Genomic DNA, 16,980 nt, shown 5'->3' on the forward strand with positions numbered 1-16,980 from the left:
GTCAGCGCCAATGTGCGCCGGGTTCGCCGGGAACCACGGTCTTGGGTGCCGCGCTCAGCCGGCGGATCAGGTCGGTCTCCGCCTTGCGATACGGCGTGCCGTCGGCGCGGAAGACCTCGTGGAACCAGATCGTCGGCTCCTCCATCACATAGGGCTTTTTCCAGCTGTCCCAGGGCAGCCGCGTCTGCGTCTTTCCATCGACGAACCCCCAATTCATCATCGCGACATTGTAGCGCTTGGCGATCGGCAGCGAGCCGTCGAACGTCGATCCGTTGCCGCGCGCCATATATTCGGTGCACAGGATCGGCCGGTCATACGGCAGCAACTGGCGCACGCGCGCCTCGAACGTCTCGGGCCAGCTGTAATCGTGGAAGCTGATGACATCGGACTGGCCCAGCTGCAGCGTCTCCATCGGTGACAGCTTGCCGCCGGTCGGGGTCCAGTCGTCATGCTGCCACACGCCCGACGTCAGCGGCTGTGACGGGTCGGCGTCGCGCGCCCAGTCGAACGCCTGCGCGAGAAGCGCGCGGACGAGCGGCTCCTTGCCGTCCTGGTCCCTATACTGGTCGGCGCCATTGTCGGGTTCGTTCCAGATGTCCCAGCCAAGGATGCGGTCGTCTTTGGCGAACGCCCCGACAATTCCCTGCACATAGGCCTTGTACGCGGGGTAGCGGTTTTGGTCGCGCAATCCCGGCAGGCCAGGACCCTGCACCCAGCCCGAATTGTGGACGCCGGGAATAGGCGGATGCTGGGGCCCAAGCCTGGGATCGGGATCCCAGCAGCTGTCGAACAGCACGAACAGCGGGCGGATGCCGTGCGCGTGCGCGATCGTCAGGAACGCGTCGATGCGGCGCTTGAAGCCTTCGGGATCCTGAACCCAGAGCTGGTCGTGAAGGAACACGCGCATCGTGTTCATCCCGATCGCTTGAGCGAGGCCGAGTTCGTGATGAATCCGGTTGGGATCCCAGGTCGCCGCCTGCCACATTTCGAGCTGGTTGATCGCGGAGGCGGGGGTGTAGTTTGCGCCCACCAGCCAGGGCTGCCTCACGTACCAGGCCTTGGCCTGCGCCTCGGTCCAGCGCGGGCGGGCATCGGCGGTGCCGACGCTTAGCATCGTCGTCGCCGCGAGCGCGGCCAGCAATAGCTTGCCCATGTCATCCTCCCCTGTCGGTCATTCTCGTTGCAGATCAGGTACGTCTGGCCGAATTGAACGAAGGCCGGGCCGGTCATCGCGGATACGGCGAGGCAATTGCTTCTTCGTCGCACATAATTATAGGATTAGTAATAGGCGTCGCGCGGGTCAGCGGCGGCCAAGAACGGGAGCCAGTTCTGAAAAAGCGTTTGTCCTCACTCGATCGGGTGATCGCAGCGATTCAGCTATTCGCCGTCAGCCACGTTAGGCGCGATCGATGAGCTATACCGTCGCTGGCGACTGGGGCACGAGCAACCTGCGGCTCTACCGGATCGAGAACGGTGCGGTCGTTGATCGCGCCGCGGGGCCCGGTATCGGGGACCTTGGCGACCAGACACCCGAGCAGGTGTTGCGCGCCGCACTCGCACGCTGGCGCGCGACATCGGAACCGCGCGCGATCCATCTCTGCGGCATGGTGGGGTCGCGCAACGGCTGGATCGAGATTCCCTATGTCGACTGTCCTGCCGATCCGGAGACCTGGGCGGCGGGATCGGCGCGCGCGATGGTCGACCGGATTCCCGTCACGATCGGCGCGGGGCTTGCCTGCACGCGCGGCTCTGGCGCACCCGATGTGATGCGCGGCGAGGAGACGCAGATCTTCGGTGCGATGGCGCTTGTGCCCGAGCTTGCATCCGGACATCATCTGATCGCGCTGCCCGGTACGCACAGCAAATGGGCGAGTGTCGAGGACGGTCGGGTGACCGGGTTCCAGACGTTCGTGACGGGCGAGCTGTTCGCGCTGCTGCGGCGGCATTCGACGTTGACGCGTGCGGCGGCGGATGATGGCGCGCCCGAGGATGAAGCCATCGGTTTCGACGCGGGCCTCGACCGCATCTCGGAGGGCGGGCATCTGCTCGGTGCGCTGTTCGAGACGCGGGCAGCGCAACTGCGCACCGGGGCCAGCGGCCGCTGGGCACTGGGGTTCCTGTCCGGGCTGGTCATCGGTGCCGAGATCGCCGAGATCCTGCCCGCGGCCACCGGCACCATCACGCTGATCGGTGATCCGGCGCTCGCCGACCGCTACAACCGGGCGCTCGCGGCACGCGGCCTTGGCGCTACCGTTCATACCGGCGAAGCCTGTGCGCTTGCCGGCCTTGCCTTGCTGGAGACACCATGACCGTCGATGATCTGCTCGCATCGGGCACTGCGCCCATCGTCGCCATCCTGCGCGGCGTCGCACCCGACGAGGTGCTGGCGATCGGCGAGGCGCTGGTCGAGGCCGGTATCCGCCTGATCGAGGTACCGTTTAACTCGCCAGACCCGGCGACGAGCATCCGCATGCTGCAGCAGGCGTTCGGCGATCGGGCCGCGATCGGCGGGGGGACGGTGCTCGACATCGCTGCGGTCGAGGCGCTGGCCGCGACCGGCGGCACGATCATGGTGACGCCCAACACAAACCCCGCCGTCATCGCCCGCGGCGTCGAACTCGGGCTCGAGCCCATGCCTGGGTTCGTCACGCCGAGCGAGGCGTTCCAGGCGATCGCTGCGGGAGCGCGACGCCTGAAGCTGTTTCCCGCGGTCGGGTTCGGGCCCGCTTATCTCAAGGCGGTGCGCGAGATCCTGCCGAAGACCGTCCGTGTCTGGGCAGTCGGCGGCACGGGGGCGGACAATCTCGCCGATTGGCTGGCGGCGGGTGCCGAGGGGATCGGCGTCGGTGGCGCGCTCTACAAGCCCGGCGACAGCGCCGCCACCGTCGGCACGCGCGCCCGCGCACTCGTCGCAGCCTGGCAGGCGGCGCGGTCCGTGTAACGCGGGGCTTGGGTAGCGCGGTCGTCCGCAATCCTAGGCCAGGATAGTCCGATCGATATCGGCGATCCGGCGGACGCCGGTCAGTGCCATTGCAACGCGCATCTCGCGCTCGATTAGCGTCAGTAGCAGGTCGACCCCGGCCTCGCCCCGCGCGGACAGTGCATAGACCCAGGCGCGGCCGAGCAGCACGCCCTCCGCGCCCAGTGCCAGCATCCGCACGACGTCTAGCCCCGACCGTACGCCGGAGTCCGCCAGCACCGTGACCTGGCCGCGGACCGCGTCCGCAATTGCCGGCAATGCGCGTGCGGTCGACAGCACGCCGTCGAGCTGCCGGCCGCCATGGTTCGAGACGATGATGCCGTCCGCGCCGATCTTCACCGCCTCGCGCGCATCCTCGACGTCGAGGATGCCCTTGATGATCAGCGGTCCATCCCAGGCCGAGCGGATCCATTCGAGATCGGCCCAGCCGATCGACGGATCGAAGTTCGCGCCGAGCCAGCCCATATAGTCGTTGAGCCCGCTGTTGCTGCCGAGTACGGGTTCGAGGTTGCCGAGCTTGTGCGGCCGCCCGCGCAGCCCGACGTCCCACGCCCAGCCGGGCCGGCCCATCGCCTGCAGAACGCGCTTCAGGGGTGCGCCCGCGCCCGACATGCCGGAATGCGCGTCGCGGTACCGCGCGCCCGGGACCGGCATGTCGACGGTGAAGACAAGCGCTTCCGCGCCGATCTGTTTTGCTGTGGCGATCAGGTCGCGCATGAACGCCCGGTCGCGGATGACGTAGAGCTGGAACCACAACGCGCCCGTGCCGCTCGCCTGCTTCACCTCCGACAAGGGACAGATCGAAACCGTCGACAGGCAGAAGGGCACGCCCGCGTTGGTCGCGGCACGGGCTGCCTGGGTTTCGCCGCGCCGATGATACATGCCGCTGATCCCGACCGGGCCGAGCGCAACGGGCAGCGCCATCGTCCGCCCGAACAGCGACGTCGTCAGATCGATGTCGGCGACGTCGCGCAGCACGCGCTGGCGCAGCGCAATGTCGGCAAGGTCGTCGACATTGCGCCGCAGCGTCTGCTCCGCATAGGCACCGCCATCCGCATAATCGAACAGGAAGCGCGGCAGCCGCCGTCGGGCGGCCTCGCGAAAGTCGTGCGTCGAGGCGATGATCATGACGCGATCAGTATCGCACTTCCGCCGATACCGCATAAAGTTCGAGCGATGCGGGCTTCATCTCGATCGAATAGCCCGGCTGCGTCGGCGGCATATAGGCGGCATCGCGGATGACGCAGGGATCGACGAAATGCTCGTGCAGATGATCGACATATTCAATCACCCGACCCTCGCGCGTGCCCGAAAAGCACAGATAGTCGATCATCGACAGGTGCTGGACATATTCGCACAGCCCCACGCCACCGGCATGCGGACAGACCGGCAGGTCGTGCTTGGCCGCCATCAGCAGGACCGCGAGCACCTCGTTGACGCCGCCGAGGCGGCACGCGTCGATCTGCACGACGTCGATCGCGCCCGCGTCCATAAACTGTTTGAACAGGATGCGGTTCTGGCACATCTCGCCGGTTGCGACCTTGACCGATCCGATCCCGCGGCGGATCTTGGCATGGCCAAGCACGTCGTCGGGGCTGGTCGGCTCCTCGATGAACCACGGGTTCGCGAAGGCGAGCGCGTTGACCCATTCGATCGCCTGGTCGACCTCCCAGATCTGGTTGGCGTCGATCATCAGCTTGGCATCGGGACCGATCGCCTCGCGCGCGATCCGCAGCCGGCGGATATCGTCGTCCAGATCGCGCCCGACCTTCAGCTTGATATGATCGAACCCGGCATCGACCGCCTCGCGCGCCAGCCGGTAGAGCTTCTCGTCCGAATAGCCGAGCCAGCCCGCCGACGTCGTGTAGCAGGGAAAGCCCTCGGCCTTGAGCGTCGCGACGCGCTCCGCCTTGCCCTCGGCCCGCTTGGTCAGCAGCGCGAGCGCCTCGTCGGGCGTGATGCAGTCGGTGATGTAGCGGAAGTCGATCGTCCGGACGAGTTCCTCGGGCGTCATGTCCGCGACCAGCTGCCAGACCGGCTTGCCGACGCTTTTCGCCCACAGATCCCACACCGCGTTGACGACGGCGCCGGTCGCCAGGTGGATCGCGCCCTTGTCGGGGCCGATCCAGCGCAACTGGCTGTCATTGGTGACGTGGCGCCAGAACCGCCCGGCATCCGCCGCGATCCAGTCGAGGTCGAGCCCGATCACCCGCTCGCGCAGTGCGCCGATCGCGGCGACGCAGATCTCGTTGCCGCGCCCGATCGTGAAGGTCAGGCCGTGTCCTTCGAGCCCGGCCGTGTCCGTTTCCAGCACGACATAGGCGGCCGAGTAATCGGGGTCGGGATTCATCGCGTCCGAGCCGTCGAGCGAAAGGCTGGTCGGGAAGCGGACGTCGCGAATGCGCAGCCCGGTGATCGTCGTCATGCGCGCGCTTCCACGACGCGCTGGGTCTGCTCGCCGAGGCCGTCGATGCCGAGCCGCATGACATTGCCCACCGCCAGATATTTGGGCGGCTTCTGGCCGAGGCCGACGCCGGGGGGCGTGCCGGTCGAGATCACGTCGCCCGACTGGAGGCTCATGAAGCGGCTGAGATAGGATACGATCTCGGCCACCCCGAACACCATCGTCGCGGTCGTGCCGTCCTGATACTTGTGACCATCGACCTCGAGCCACAGACGCAGCGCCTGCGGATCGGGCACCTCGTCGGCCGTGACCAGCCACGGGCCGATCGGGCCGAACGTGTCGCAGCCCTTGCCCTTGTCCCAGGTGCCGCCGCGCTCGAGCTGGTATTCGCGCTCGCTGACGTCGTTGATGACGCAATAGCCGGCGACGTGCGCCATCGCGTCGGCTTCATCGATATAGCGCCCGGGCTTGCCGATCACGACGCCGAGTTCGACTTCCCAGTCGAGCTTGGTCGAGCCGCGGGGCATTTCGACCGCGTCGTCGGGGCCGCAGATCGCGCTGGTCCATTTGTTGAAGACGACCGGCTCCTTGGGCACATCCATCCCGCTTTCGGCGGCGTGATCGCTGTAATTGAGGCCGATGCAGATGAACTTGCCGACCGCGCCGACGCAGGCGCCGTAGCGCGGCGTGCCGTCGACCAGCGGCAACGTCGCCGGGTCGATCGCGGCCAGCGTCGCGATCCCCTCGGGCGTCAGCGTGTCGCCGGCAATGTCGCCCACGACCCCCGACAGATCGCGGATCGCACCATCGGCATCGAGCATGCCGGGCTTTTCATGGCCGATCGGGCCGTAGCGTAACAGTTTCATGGAGCGAACGTCCTCTGGTTCTAGGTCGTGGGGAAGGGGGTGGTTAGTTGACCCAGCCGCCGTCGATGACATGGGTCGTGCCGGTGGTGAATGCACTCTCGTCGGACGCAAGGTACAACGCGAGCGCTGCGATCTCCTCGGGGCGGCCAAGGCGGCCGACGGGCTGGCGCGCGACGAAGGCGGCGGTCGCCTCTTCGAGCGGAATACCGGCCGCGCTCGCCTGCTCGGCGACACGCTGGCGCAGCGACGGGGAGTCGATCGTTCCCGGGCAGATCGCGTTGCAGCGGACGCCGCGCAGGACATAATCCGCCGCGATCGCCTTGGTCAGCCCGATCACCGCGGCCTTGGTCGTGCCATAGGCGAAGCGATTGGGAATGCCCTTCACGCTCGATGCGATCGACGCGAGGTTGACGATCGATCCGCTGCCCTGCGCGAGCATGCCCGGCAGGAAGGCACGGCACAGCCGGTACATCGACGTGACGTTCAGGGACATCGAAAAGGCAAAGGCGTCCTCGTCGCAGGCCAGGATATCGCCCGCATGGACATAGCCTGCGCCGTTGACGAGGATGTCGATGTCGCCGATCTGCGCCGGCAGCGCCGCGACCGCTTCCGCATCGGTGACGTCGAGCATGATGGGCGTGACGCCCGGGACGGTCGCGAGCAGTTCGCCGTTCAGGTCGGCGGCGTAGACCGTCGCGCCCTGTGCGACGAACGCCTCCGCGATCGATCGGCCGATGCCCTGTGCCGCAGCGGTCACCAGCGCGCGTTTACCGTTCAGTCTCAATGGATCGTCCTCATGGTAGGGGAAAGGGGGGCGTCGGTCGCGCCGCGCGCGAACAGTGCGACGACCGCGAAACAGATCAGCGGCAATGCCATCGCGACGTGCAGGCCACCCGCCGCGCCCGCGATCAGGCCCATCACCGGGGGCACCAGCGCGCCACCGATGATCGCCATGATGATCAGCGAGGAGCCGATCGTCGCGCGCGGTCCGAGATCGCGGACGCCGAGCGCGAAGATCGTCGGGAACATGATCGACATGAAGAAGCTGGTCAGGCCGAGCGCACCGACCGCGATCCAGCCGCCCGACAGCATCGCGACCGCGCAGAGCGCGATGTTGGCGACCGCGCACCCGAACAGCAACCGGGTCGCCGGCAGCCGGTGCATCAGCGCCGCACCGATGAACCGCCCCGCCATGAACAGCACGAGGCTGAGCGACAGGAGATAGGCGGCCGAGCGCTCGGGCGTGGCGGGCAGGCTGTCCTTCACGAAATCGACGAAGAAGCTCCAGATGCCGACCTGTGCGCCGACATAGAAGAACTGTGCGACCACCGCGCGCCACAGCCCCGGCGCGCGCAGGACCGTGAACAGCCCGTCATGCGCGCTGTCGTCGGTCTTGGTGTCGAGCGCGGGGAGGCGGACCAGTGCGATGGCGACGCCGACCAGCACGACGATGATCGCCAGCAGCAGATACGGCACCTGCACCATGCGCGCTTCGGCGACGCGATAGGCAACCAGCTGCGCCTGCGGCATCGTCGTCAGCGTCGCCGCGTCATGCTCGACGCCTGAGAAAATGAACAGACCGCCGATCGTCGGCGCAAGCACCGCGCCGAAGCCGTTGAACGCCTGGGCGAGGTTCAGCCGCTGCGAGGCGCGCGCCGGGTCGCCGAACGCGACGATATAGGGGTTGGCGGCGGTTTCGAGGAAGGCAGCACCCGACGCCAGTACGAACAGCGCGCCGAGAAAGGCCGCATATTCGCGGACTTCTGCGGCGGGCCAGAACAGCAGCGCGCCGATCGCGTAGAGCGCCAGCCCGGTCAATATGCCTGCGCGGTATCCGAAGCGGCGCATGACCAGACCTGCGGGCAGCGCCATCACGAAATAGCCGACATAGAAGACGAACTGGATCAGGCCGGCCTGCGCGCGATTGAGGTCGAGCGCCTTCTGGAACTGGCGAATTAGGATGTCGTTGAAGTTGTTGGCAAGCGCCCAGAGGAAGAACAGGCTGGTTACGAGGATGAAGCCCGTCCGAAATCCCGGCCGGATGAAACGCCCTGTGCTCGTCGCGGTGTCAGCTATGTCGGCCATGTGGCTCGAGCCCTTCGCAGCGTGTGCCATGACATCCTCTCTTCGTCGCCTCTGGTGCGATTGCCGCCATCATAGGCCTTGAGAGAGGTTTGCATATATAAAAAATCATGTCACAGGTGAGCAACAAGTGAAGGGATGCAAAAGCCCGATGGTGAAGAGGATCGATGCCCACCAGCATTTCTGGCGATATCGTGCGGCGGAGTATGGCTGGATCCAGCCCGGCAGCGTGCTCGCGCGCGACCGGCTCCCGGTCGATGTCCGGCCCGCGCTGGAGGCCACCGCGTTCGACGGCTGCATCGCGGTGCAGGCCTGCCACAGCGCGGCGGAGACCGACTGGCTGCTCGCGCTCGCGGACTCGAACTCTTGGCTCATGGGCGTCGTCGGCTGGGTCGACCTGACCGCGGCCGACGTCGCGGCCCAGCTCGACCGTCACGCGGCGCGGCCGCTGGTCGGCATACGGCACATCGCGCAGGACGAACCCGATCCGCGCTATCTGCTGCGCGAGGATGTCCTGCGCGGCGTGCGGACGATCCTGGGGCGCGGTCTCGCCTATGACATACTGGTCCGCGGGCCGGCACAGCTCGCCTGCGTTCCCGACCTGCTCGCAGCGACCGGGGCGGGGGCGCTGGTGCTCGATCATGGCGGCAAGCCAGACATCGCGGGTGGCGAATGGGGCGCATGGGCCCGGACGATCGCAGCCATCGCCGCCTTTCCAGGCGTCACCTGCAAGCTGTCGGGGCTGGTGACCGAGGCCGATCACGCCGCCTGGTCGCAGACCGACATCGCGCGGTATCTCGACCATCTGCTCGCCTGCTTCGGACCGGACCGGCTGATCTTCGGATCCGACTGGCCGGTGTGCCTGCTTGCCGCTGAGCATGCGGCTGTGGTCGACCTGATTGAAACCTTCGTCGCGCGCGCCTGCCCTGGGTATCGCGATGCGATCTTTGGCGGCACGGCGACGCGCGTCTACCGCTTATCACCTATCGAGGATGGACTATCATGAAGCTGGGACTCGAGGGTAAACTGGTGATCGTCACCGGCGGTGGCGCCGGGATCGGCGGCGCGATCTCGACGCTGCTCGCGGAGGAGGGCGCGATCCCCGCGATCCTCGGGCGTAGCGCGCTCGACCCTGCGTTCGAGGCGAATATCCGTGCGCTTCAGCCCGCAACGATATTCATCCGTACCGAGATGACCGACGACGCCGCCTGCGCCTCGGCAGTCGCGCAGATCGTCGCGGCGGGGCACGGCATCCACGGCCTGGTCAACAATGCGGGCGCCAATGACGGGATCGGGCTTGAGGCGGGAACAGCGGCCTTCCTCGCCTCGCTGGTCGCCAATGTCGGCCATTATTACGGCATGGCGCATCATTGCCTGCCGCACCTAAAGGCCAGCCGCGGCGCGATCGTCAACATCTCGTCGAAGACCGCGCTGACCGGGCAGGGCCAGACCAGCGGCTATGTCGCCGCCAAGGCCGCCCAGCTCGGCCTGACGCGCGAATGGGCGGCGGCGCTGGTCGGCGACGGCGTCCGCGTCAACGCGGTGCTTCCCGCCGAGGTGATGACGCCGCTCTATCGCGCGTGGATCGACACGTTCGACGATCCGCAGGCCAAGCTCGACGAGATCGCGGGCAACATCCCGCTTGGCCGGCGGCTGACGACCGATCGCGAGATTGCCGATACCGTGGTGTTCCTGCTGTCGGCGCGGTCGTCGCACACGACCGGGCAGTGGATCATCCCCGATGGCGGCTACACGCATCTCGACCGTACGCTGACCTGACCGGTCAGCCCTGCGCGTCGAGCGCGAAGATGCGTTCGGCGGGCAGCCATTTCTCGCCCGGCTGCGCGCTCGGCAACGGACGCTGAAGGCGCGACATCGCAGCTTCCCACGCGACCACGGCGGGATCGGACGCGTCGGCCGCGGCCTTCGCCTCCGGATCGAAACCGGGACCGGTCCGCATCATCATCACCAGCCGGTCATCGCGCTGATAGATGTCCATCGCCTCGATCCCCGCCGCCCGGATCGAGGCGAGCACGGCCGGCGGCACCGCGCGGTGGCGATCGCGATACGCCGCGATCAGCGCGGCATCGTCGTGAAGGTCGAGGAAGAGGCAGTGCCACATGTTATCGTGTTCCATCGTGAGGAGGGGAGTAGGCGACACGCTTGGAGCGGTCATCCGTCGGATCCCGTGTCGGGCGCGCCATGGTCGACGACCCGCTGATACAGCCCGTCGCGGACTTCGGGGGACAGTTGCTCGGCGATCGTCGCGGCGGCGTGGCGCAGCACCGCCTGCGACGCGTCCAGCGTCACGCGCGCGCCCGGGCCATCGACGAACGGCACGGTCAACGCCGCCCGCGCGGACCCCATCACCAGAATGGGCACCGACATGTCGGTGATCGCGTTCAATACGGGACTTGGGGTTGTGTGGAGCCCTTTCGCCGCGATCGCGTCCAGCTCCGCCGCCAGCGCGGCCGCGTCGAACGCAGCGCCCGCCACACGCACGTCGTCGAGCATCGCCTGGCGCACATCCGCCGACTGGAACGCCAGCAGGACTCGTCCCGACGCCGAGCGATGCAGCGGCCGGCGATAGCCAACCCGGATCGCAAAGCCCGACAGGCTGGGGGCCTCGACGCCGACGATCACGACCATTTCGGCACCCGACGCCACCGCCATGTGACAGCTCTGCCCGGTCCGCCGCGCGACCTCGCTCATCACCGGGAGCGCGATGCCGACGAGGTTGCGGACCGGCGGCTGGCTCATGCCGAGCGCGAACAGCCGGTTGGTCAGCCGGTAGCCGTCATCGCCCCGCGCGATATAGCGGTGTTCCTCGAGCACCTGCAGCATGCGGAAGATCTCGCTGACCGACCGGCCGAGCGCGGTCGAGATATCCGACATGTTGAGCGGCGCGGTGGCAGCGGCCAGCAGCTCGAGGATCTCGAGCCCCTTTTTGAGCGCGGGCGCCTGATAGCGCGATTTCGTCGTCATGGCTCCCCCGGTGCGCTTTTGGCGGCTTCTACGATCACCCACGCCAAGAACATAGCGGCTCTGTCGCAGGCTGGTAATTCAGGCCCCGCTATGGCGTGCGATCGGACGCATGGCATGCCGTGACAGACCTGCTAAGGCGGCGGCATGTCGAAAAATCTCAGCACTTCCGGTACCATCGACGTCGATGGCACCACCTATGACTGGCGCCTCCAGAGCGAGCCACAATGGTCGGACGACGACGGGTGGAAGGGGATGGTCCTTTCGCTGCTCGAAAAGGACTGCCAGCGCGAAGCGATGCTCGAATTTCCCGCCCCCAAGCGCCTGCTGAAGGGGTTGCCGCGCGGACGGCTTCAGATCGACGATCCGACCATTTCGCGCGGTATCCGGGCTGCGTTGGGCGCAGGGTGGGAGCCGATGTCGCGCGGCAAGCCAGTCGTGTTCGTCGTCGACGCAGAGGGCAATTAAGCGCGCCCCCGCGCTACTCCTTCGGTGGGGGCGACACCTGATCGAGGACGTAGCGCGTGAAGCGGGGGAGCGGGCAGGGGTCGCCGCAACCGGGGACCGGGATCGCTACGATTTCCGGCGCAGACTGCGCCGACAGCGGGATGCGGTAGCGCATCTGCTCGAGCCCCTGCGCGACATAGCGAACCCGCACGACGCTCTTGCCGGTCGCGCCACGACGCCACAGTTCAAACACCAGACCGCCGCCGGGGGCGGCTTCGCCGGCGCCGTAATCGCGCAGCGTCCAGTCGAGACCGAGCAGCCCGGCGAGCATCGTCACCGTGCCGTCATGGCCGCTGACGACGACGATCTTCTCCGCGTCGCCGATCGGGTCGGCCAGCGCGGTCGCGCCGGCGCCGCGCTGGATTGTCGCGAGCAGCCGCATCGCGAGATAGCTGCTGGTCTGGCGGCCGACTTCCGGGGTGCGCGTGCGCAGGTCGATGCCGGCCCCATGGACGGCGAGCGCCTTGCCGATCGTCGCTGCGTCGATCCCGCTCCAGCCGGGGAAGGCCAGCCCGTCCGCATAGGCCATGACGAGGCTTTCGGCGATGCCAGCGACCTGCAGGCTGGGCGAGGTGAGGTCGGGCTTGCCCGTCGCGTCGATCCGCATCGCGATCGGGGTATCGCCAAGCCGGCGCTGGACGCGGCTGCGCTCGGTCGTCGAGCACGGGATACGGCGGCATTGCAGCATCAGCGCCTCGAACCGATCGCGGCCGGGAGTCTGGCGCGCGTCCCACGCCGCCAGATCGCCGCCGACCCGCGCGGAGATCGCCGCGAGCATCCGCGGGCCATCAAGCGGCGCGAGCGGGGTCTGCGGCGCCTCGAACAGCGGATCGGGCGCTGCCGCCGACTGGTGGATCGGCGCCGCGCACCCCGGCGTCAGGCCGGCGGCGAGCGCGGTCGCGGCCGCCTCGGTGCGCTGCGTGTGGTTCGCCCAGTAATAGACCGCGCAGTCGCTCGCGCCGAGCAGGCCGAGCTGCCGGTAGCGCGCCGCGTACCAGCCGCCGAGCATCGTCACGAGGGTGGCACCGTTGGCGGTCAGATGCCCCGCCGGAACCGCGAAGCGCGGCCAAGCGCGGCGGCTGTAGCGGCCCAGTTCCTCGGGGCTCGACATCGCGCTGCGCACGCCGTGGCGCATGACGATGACGACGCGTTCAAGTTTGTCCTCTCGCGACGGCGGCGTTTGAGCCGGCGCGAGGGACGAGGCGACCAGCGCAAGGCCGGCCGCCAGCGAGGCGGTCCGCATCAGAACTTCGCCCTGACGCCGGCCATGAACGTCCGCCCGTAATCGGTATAGCCCGCAAACTGGTTGTCGCGGACATATTGCCACTGGACGCCGCCGGCCATGTTGATCCCCTGCACGACGAAAATCACGTTCGGCGTCACCTTGTACGACATGTCGAAATCGAGGCTGCCGAACGCGCTGTCATTGTTCGCGGCAAGCCCCGCGCCACCGACGTCGCGCAGCACGTTGCCACGCCAGCTATAGCTGACGCGCGCGCCGACGCGCTCCTTCTCGTAGAAGGCGGTCAGGTTGAAGCTGTCCTTGGCGACGTCGACCAGCGCATCGCGGAAAACGCCGCCGGTCGCCAGTGCATAGGTGCCGCCGGTCTTAGTGTGCGTGTAGTTGGCTTGCGCGCCGAGGCCGTCGAACGGCGCGGGGAGCATCTTGAACAGCTGCTGATACGCGATCTCGACGCCGGCGACATAGGCGTCGCCGCCGTTCTTGGGCGCGGTCAGGCGATAGGTCTGGCCGTCGAGGACGAAGTCGCGCGTCTGCTGGAACACGAAGGTCGTGATGTCCTTGTAGAACACGCCGCCGACCAGCGCGCTGCCGGGCGCGAAATACCATTCGACCGTGCCGTCATATTGCCAAGCCTCGAACGGCTTCAGCTCGGGATTGCCGCCGACCGCGGTGAGGACGGTCGGGCTCGAATTGATCGTGAGGCGCGGCGCCAGATCGGCGAGCGACGGCCGGGTGATGACCTTCGACGCGGCGAACCGCATCTGCAGATCGGGCGAGACCTCCGCGACCAGATTGAGCGAGGGCAGAAAATTGTCATAGGTCTTGTCGTAGCTGACGGGCAGCGCGACCTTGCCGTCATCGGCATAGCCCGAAGAGGTCTGCCGCGTCCGGGCATAGCGTACGCCGATATCGCCGCGCACCGCGATGCCGCCGAGCGGGAACGCGAAATCGGCCATCGCGTAGCCCGCGACGATCTCCTCGCCGATCGCATAGCTGTTGCGCAGATCGCCGCGCGCGAGTGGGGCGGCAAGCAGCGCCTCCTTGCCGGTGGCGGCGGCGAGGAACTTGGCCGGATCGGGCATTGCCCAGCTGGTCGGCAGGGTGCCGTTCGCGCCCTTCAGGAAATCATCGACCGGAAACGGGACGAAATAGCTCGCGTCGAAATATTTGCCGGCGATGCCGCTGGTGAAATTGATGTCGCGGCGATCATAGGCGCGCGTTCTTTTCTGATATTTCACCCCCGCACGCAGCGCGCTGACCACGCCGGTCAGGTCGCGCGTCACGTCGAGCTTCGCGGCGCGTTCGCGGTCCTTCGAATCGTTGACGCGGTATTCGATCCGCCGACCGGGCAGCAGCGCCGGATTGGAGAGATCCGCGTTCAGCAGCGTGACGTCGGGCAGGCGATCACCCGCCTTGCCGAAATCGAACGTCGTCGCGCCCACCGTGCCGAGCAGACGGGTGCGGTAGATCGGCTCGGGCGTGTTCGAATAGGCCTGGCCGATGCTGCCGTCCGCGGCGATCGTCCAGCCGCCCGCCTGCCAGCGCGCATTGGTGCCGACCAGCCAGTTCTTGTACTGGAGCACCGACGTCTCGCGGCCGATCTGCGTGGTCGAGGCGGTCGTCGTCGCACCGGTCAGCACGCCGTTCTCGATCACCGCGCTGCCCGGCACGATCCCGCGCGGCAGGTTGGAGCCATCCGCCGCCGAATAGGTCAGCTCGTCATAGGCGACGTTCAGCCGGCTCCACAGCCCGTCGACGTTCAGCTCGAACCGGTCGTCGGGCTTCCACTGCACCGCGCCGTTGATGCCGATCCGGTCGCGGTTCTCGCGCTCGAGCGTCGGGCGGATCGCGGTCGGGATCAGGATCGTGTCGCTGTCGAGCGAGCCGTTGCCGTCGGTGTCGATCTTGCCGTCCGCCCAGCCGACGCCGGTGATCCGGTCCTGCCGCGTGGTGCGCTCGTCATAGACGCCCGCGATCAGCGCGCCGAACTTGCCGTCCGGGCTCGCCCAGCTCGCCATGCCCGACAGTCGCGGATCGACCGCATCCGCCAGGCGCGGCGAGCTTGCCGTCGCAGATAGCGAGAGCACCGGCTTCTTCAGGTCGAGCGGCCGGAAGGTACGCAGGTTGATCGTGCCGCCGATGCCGCCTTCGTCGAGGCTCGCGCGCGGGCTCTTGATCACCTCGACCGCGGACATGAGCTCGGACGGCAGCGTGTCGAACCGGAACTGGCGCCCGCTCTGGCCGCTGTCGCGAACATTCTCGTTCACCGCGACCGAGCGATCGTTGAGCGTCACCACCTGGAAATTGGCGCCGAGCCCGCGGATGCGCACGAACACGCCCTCGCCACGATCGCGGACGATCGACACACCGGGGACGCGCTGGAGCGCTTCGGCGATGTTCTGCGCGGGAAACTTGCCGATATCCTCGGCCTTGACGACGTCGATGACGTTGGTCGCCTTGCGCTTCTGCGCCAGCGCGCCGGTCAGGCTGCTCGCATAGCCCGTCACGACGATCTCGCGGGTCTCGTCGTCAGGCGTGGTCGCTGCGGTCTGCGGCGCTGCGGTCTCGACCGTCGCGGCGACGATCAGCGCACCATTGGGCTGCTGGCGGACCATCAGCCCGGTGCCGGCGATCAGCCGCTCGACCGCGGCGTGCGGTGCCATCGTGCCGTCGATCGCGGGTGCGGTCCGACCGGCAACCGCAGCAGGCGTGAACAGGATGTCGATGCCGCTCTGGCGGGCGAGCGCTTCGAGCGACCGGCCGAGCGACTGGGCACCCAGATGCACGCGTACCATCTTCGCCTGCGCGATCGCCGCGGCGGGTGCAAAGGCGGTCGACAGCGCGGCGCAGGCTGCGCCCATCACGAACGAACGGCGCAGGCGCCGGCGATTGGTCGTCACGGTGTTCATCCCCCCAAGGAAGGCGGCGATACTGCCGCACCTCCTCGACGGGCGAGCCGCGATCTACCCCACCCCGCTGACGCGAATTTTTATCCGCCGAGCAGGACGGCACCGTCCATCGTTCGCAACCGCAAACCGAGCAGCGTCGCGAGCGCACGCCCCAGCGCGACATTGTCGCCCATCCGGTACATGCCGCTGACCTGCAGCCCAGCGACCGCCGGGTCGGCGATCACCAACCGCGTCGCGCTGTACCGGTTCGCCTCCTCGGCAACCGTCGCGAGCGTATCGTCGTGAAACGCGGCACGACCGGTGGTCCAGGCCCGTGTCGCCGCGAGGTCGGGACGATCGATCACGTCGTTTCGTAACCGCGCTCCGTCGGTCAGGAGCTGCGCAACGCCAGTCGACGTCGTGGCAGCGATCGTCGCCCGCCCCTCGATCGCGGTAAAGGCCGCCCCGTCGCGCGCGTCGCAGCGCAGGTCGAAGCGGCCCGCGCCGGCGGTCATCGCCCGGTCGGCCGCGGTGATCGTGAACGGGGACGCGCGCGGCGCCACCGTCAGGTCGATGCGACCTTGCGTCAGCCAGAGCCGCCGCCGCCGCTCGGTCGCGACCACATGCAGCCGGGTGACCGCGTCGAGCAGCAGGGCCGAGCCGTCGGGCAGCACGATACGTCGCTGCTCGCCGATTCCCGTCCGGTACGGCGTCGCGGCATAGGCTGCCTGGAACACACCGGTTCCGGCGACCGCGGTGACCGCGAGTGCCGCGACCCCGCCCAGCGCGCGGCGGCGCGTCACCACCGGTGCGCGCGACGGTGCGGTTCCCGGGACCATGTCCCACAGGTCGGTCGCGCGCTCGAACCGTTCGGCATGTTCGGGGTTCGCGGTCAGCCACTGTCGAAAGACCGCCGCGTCCCGTGCGCTGACGTCGTCCGCGTTGAGCCGCGCGATCCATTCCGCGGCAGTGCGTTCGGGCGCCGCCTTGTCCGAAAACATCCGGTCTAGGGATTTGCGGCCATGCAT

General features: G+C 67.9%; 16 protein-coding genes. 5 read left to right on the plus strand and 11 right to left on the minus strand.

Annotated elements, in window-relative coordinates:
- Position 1: 1 nt before the first annotated feature.
- Positions 2–1,153 carry a cellulase family glycosylhydrolase gene (locus IFT71_RS00980; protein WP_192138835.1) on the minus strand — a complete coding sequence of 384 codons (1,152 nt, stop codon included), beginning with the start codon at positions 1,151–1,153 and terminating at the stop codon, positions 2–4.
- 256 nt (positions 1,154–1,409) lie between these two features.
- Between IFT71_RS00980 and IFT71_RS00985 the strand changes: the two genes are divergently transcribed.
- Positions 1,410–2,309: a 2-dehydro-3-deoxygalactonokinase gene (locus IFT71_RS00985; RefSeq protein ID WP_192138836.1), complete on the plus strand. Its 900-nt coding sequence runs from the start codon at positions 1,410–1,412 to the stop codon at positions 2,307–2,309.
- Positions 2,306–2,941: a 2-dehydro-3-deoxy-6-phosphogalactonate aldolase gene (locus IFT71_RS00990; RefSeq protein WP_192138837.1), complete on the plus strand. Its 636-nt coding sequence runs from the start codon at positions 2,306–2,308 to the stop codon at positions 2,939–2,941. The genes IFT71_RS00985 and IFT71_RS00990 overlap by 4 nt, the downstream gene beginning before the upstream one ends.
- Before the next feature lie 33 nt (positions 2,942–2,974).
- Here the strand turns inward: IFT71_RS00990 and lldD are convergent, their stop codons facing one another.
- From lldD to fucP, 5 genes are read right to left on the minus strand one after another with little or no spacing between them, the layout of a single operon-like run.
- Complete coding sequence (gene lldD, locus IFT71_RS00995; protein WP_192138838.1) at positions 2,975–4,108, minus strand: FMN-dependent L-lactate dehydrogenase LldD; 1,134 nt, start codon at positions 4,106–4,108, stop codon at positions 2,975–2,977.
- A 7-nt stretch (positions 4,109–4,115) separates the two neighbouring features.
- A complete protein-coding gene (locus IFT71_RS01000; protein WP_192138839.1) occupies positions 4,116–5,405 on the minus strand; it encodes an L-fuconate dehydratase in 1,290 nt (429 codons plus the stop codon).
- Positions 5,402–6,250 (minus strand): ureidoglycolate lyase, encoded by an 849-nt coding sequence (locus IFT71_RS01005; protein ID WP_192138840.1) that lies wholly within the window; start codon positions 6,248–6,250, stop codon positions 5,402–5,404. Before IFT71_RS01005 ends, IFT71_RS01000 begins: the two co-directional genes overlap by 4 nt.
- A gap of 43 nt (positions 6,251–6,293) precedes the next feature.
- A complete protein-coding gene (locus IFT71_RS01010; RefSeq protein ID WP_192138841.1) occupies positions 6,294–7,034 on the minus strand; it encodes an SDR family oxidoreductase in 741 nt (246 codons plus the stop codon).
- Positions 7,031–8,365 carry an L-fucose:H+ symporter permease gene (gene fucP, locus IFT71_RS01015; protein ID WP_236559167.1) on the minus strand — a complete coding sequence of 445 codons (1,335 nt, stop codon included), beginning with the start codon at positions 8,363–8,365 and terminating at the stop codon, positions 7,031–7,033. Before fucP ends, IFT71_RS01010 begins: the two co-directional genes overlap by 4 nt.
- A 118-nt stretch (positions 8,366–8,483) precedes the next feature.
- Between fucP and IFT71_RS01020 the strand changes: the two genes are divergently transcribed.
- Positions 8,484–9,338: an amidohydrolase family protein gene (locus IFT71_RS01020; RefSeq protein ID WP_192138842.1), complete on the plus strand. Its 855-nt coding sequence runs from the start codon at positions 8,484–8,486 to the stop codon at positions 9,336–9,338.
- Entirely contained in the window at positions 9,335–10,111 is a 777-nt protein-coding gene (locus tag IFT71_RS01025) for an SDR family oxidoreductase (protein ID WP_192138843.1), read from the plus strand. Before IFT71_RS01020 ends, IFT71_RS01025 begins: the two co-directional genes overlap by 4 nt.
- A 4-nt stretch (positions 10,112–10,115) precedes the next feature.
- On the opposite strand, the gene IFT71_RS01030 is transcribed toward IFT71_RS01025, so the two are convergent.
- Both IFT71_RS01030 and IFT71_RS01035 read right to left on the minus strand, forming a co-directional pair.
- Positions 10,116–10,508: an L-rhamnose mutarotase gene (locus tag IFT71_RS01030; protein ID WP_446740740.1), complete on the minus strand. Its 393-nt coding sequence runs from the start codon at positions 10,506–10,508 to the stop codon at positions 10,116–10,118.
- The gene (locus IFT71_RS01035; protein ID WP_192138844.1) at positions 10,505–11,317 is read right to left on the minus strand and encodes an IclR family transcriptional regulator; all 813 of its coding nucleotides are present in this window, start codon (positions 11,315–11,317) and stop codon (positions 10,505–10,507) included. Before IFT71_RS01035 ends, IFT71_RS01030 begins: the two co-directional genes overlap by 4 nt.
- Before the next feature lie 144 nt (positions 11,318–11,461).
- Between IFT71_RS01035 and IFT71_RS01040 the strand changes: the two genes are divergently transcribed.
- Positions 11,462–11,782, plus strand: coding sequence for a hypothetical protein (locus tag IFT71_RS01040; RefSeq protein WP_192097063.1), 321 nt, complete (start codon positions 11,462–11,464; stop codon positions 11,780–11,782).
- Between the two features lie 13 nt (positions 11,783–11,795).
- On the opposite strand, the gene IFT71_RS01045 is transcribed toward IFT71_RS01040, so the two are convergent.
- From IFT71_RS01045 to IFT71_RS01055, 3 genes are all read right to left on the minus strand, one after another.
- Positions 11,796–13,064 carry a histidine-type phosphatase gene (locus IFT71_RS01045; protein ID WP_192138845.1) on the minus strand — a complete coding sequence of 423 codons (1,269 nt, stop codon included), beginning with the start codon at positions 13,062–13,064 and terminating at the stop codon, positions 11,796–11,798.
- The gene (locus IFT71_RS01050; protein ID WP_192138846.1) at positions 13,064–15,973 is read right to left on the minus strand and encodes a TonB-dependent receptor; all 2,910 of its coding nucleotides are present in this window, start codon (positions 15,971–15,973) and stop codon (positions 13,064–13,066) included. The genes IFT71_RS01045 and IFT71_RS01050 overlap by 1 nt, the downstream gene beginning before the upstream one ends.
- Before the next feature lie 80 nt (positions 15,974–16,053).
- On the minus strand, positions 16,054–16,980 hold the full coding sequence (locus IFT71_RS01055) for a FecR family protein (protein WP_244654685.1): 927 nt from the start codon (positions 16,978–16,980) through the stop codon (positions 16,054–16,056).

The sequence above is a fragment of the Sphingomonas sp. CFBP 13733 genome (assembly GCF_014841795.1).
Taxonomy (GTDB): Bacteria; Pseudomonadota; Alphaproteobacteria; order Sphingomonadales; family Sphingomonadaceae; genus Sphingomonas; species Sphingomonas aerolata.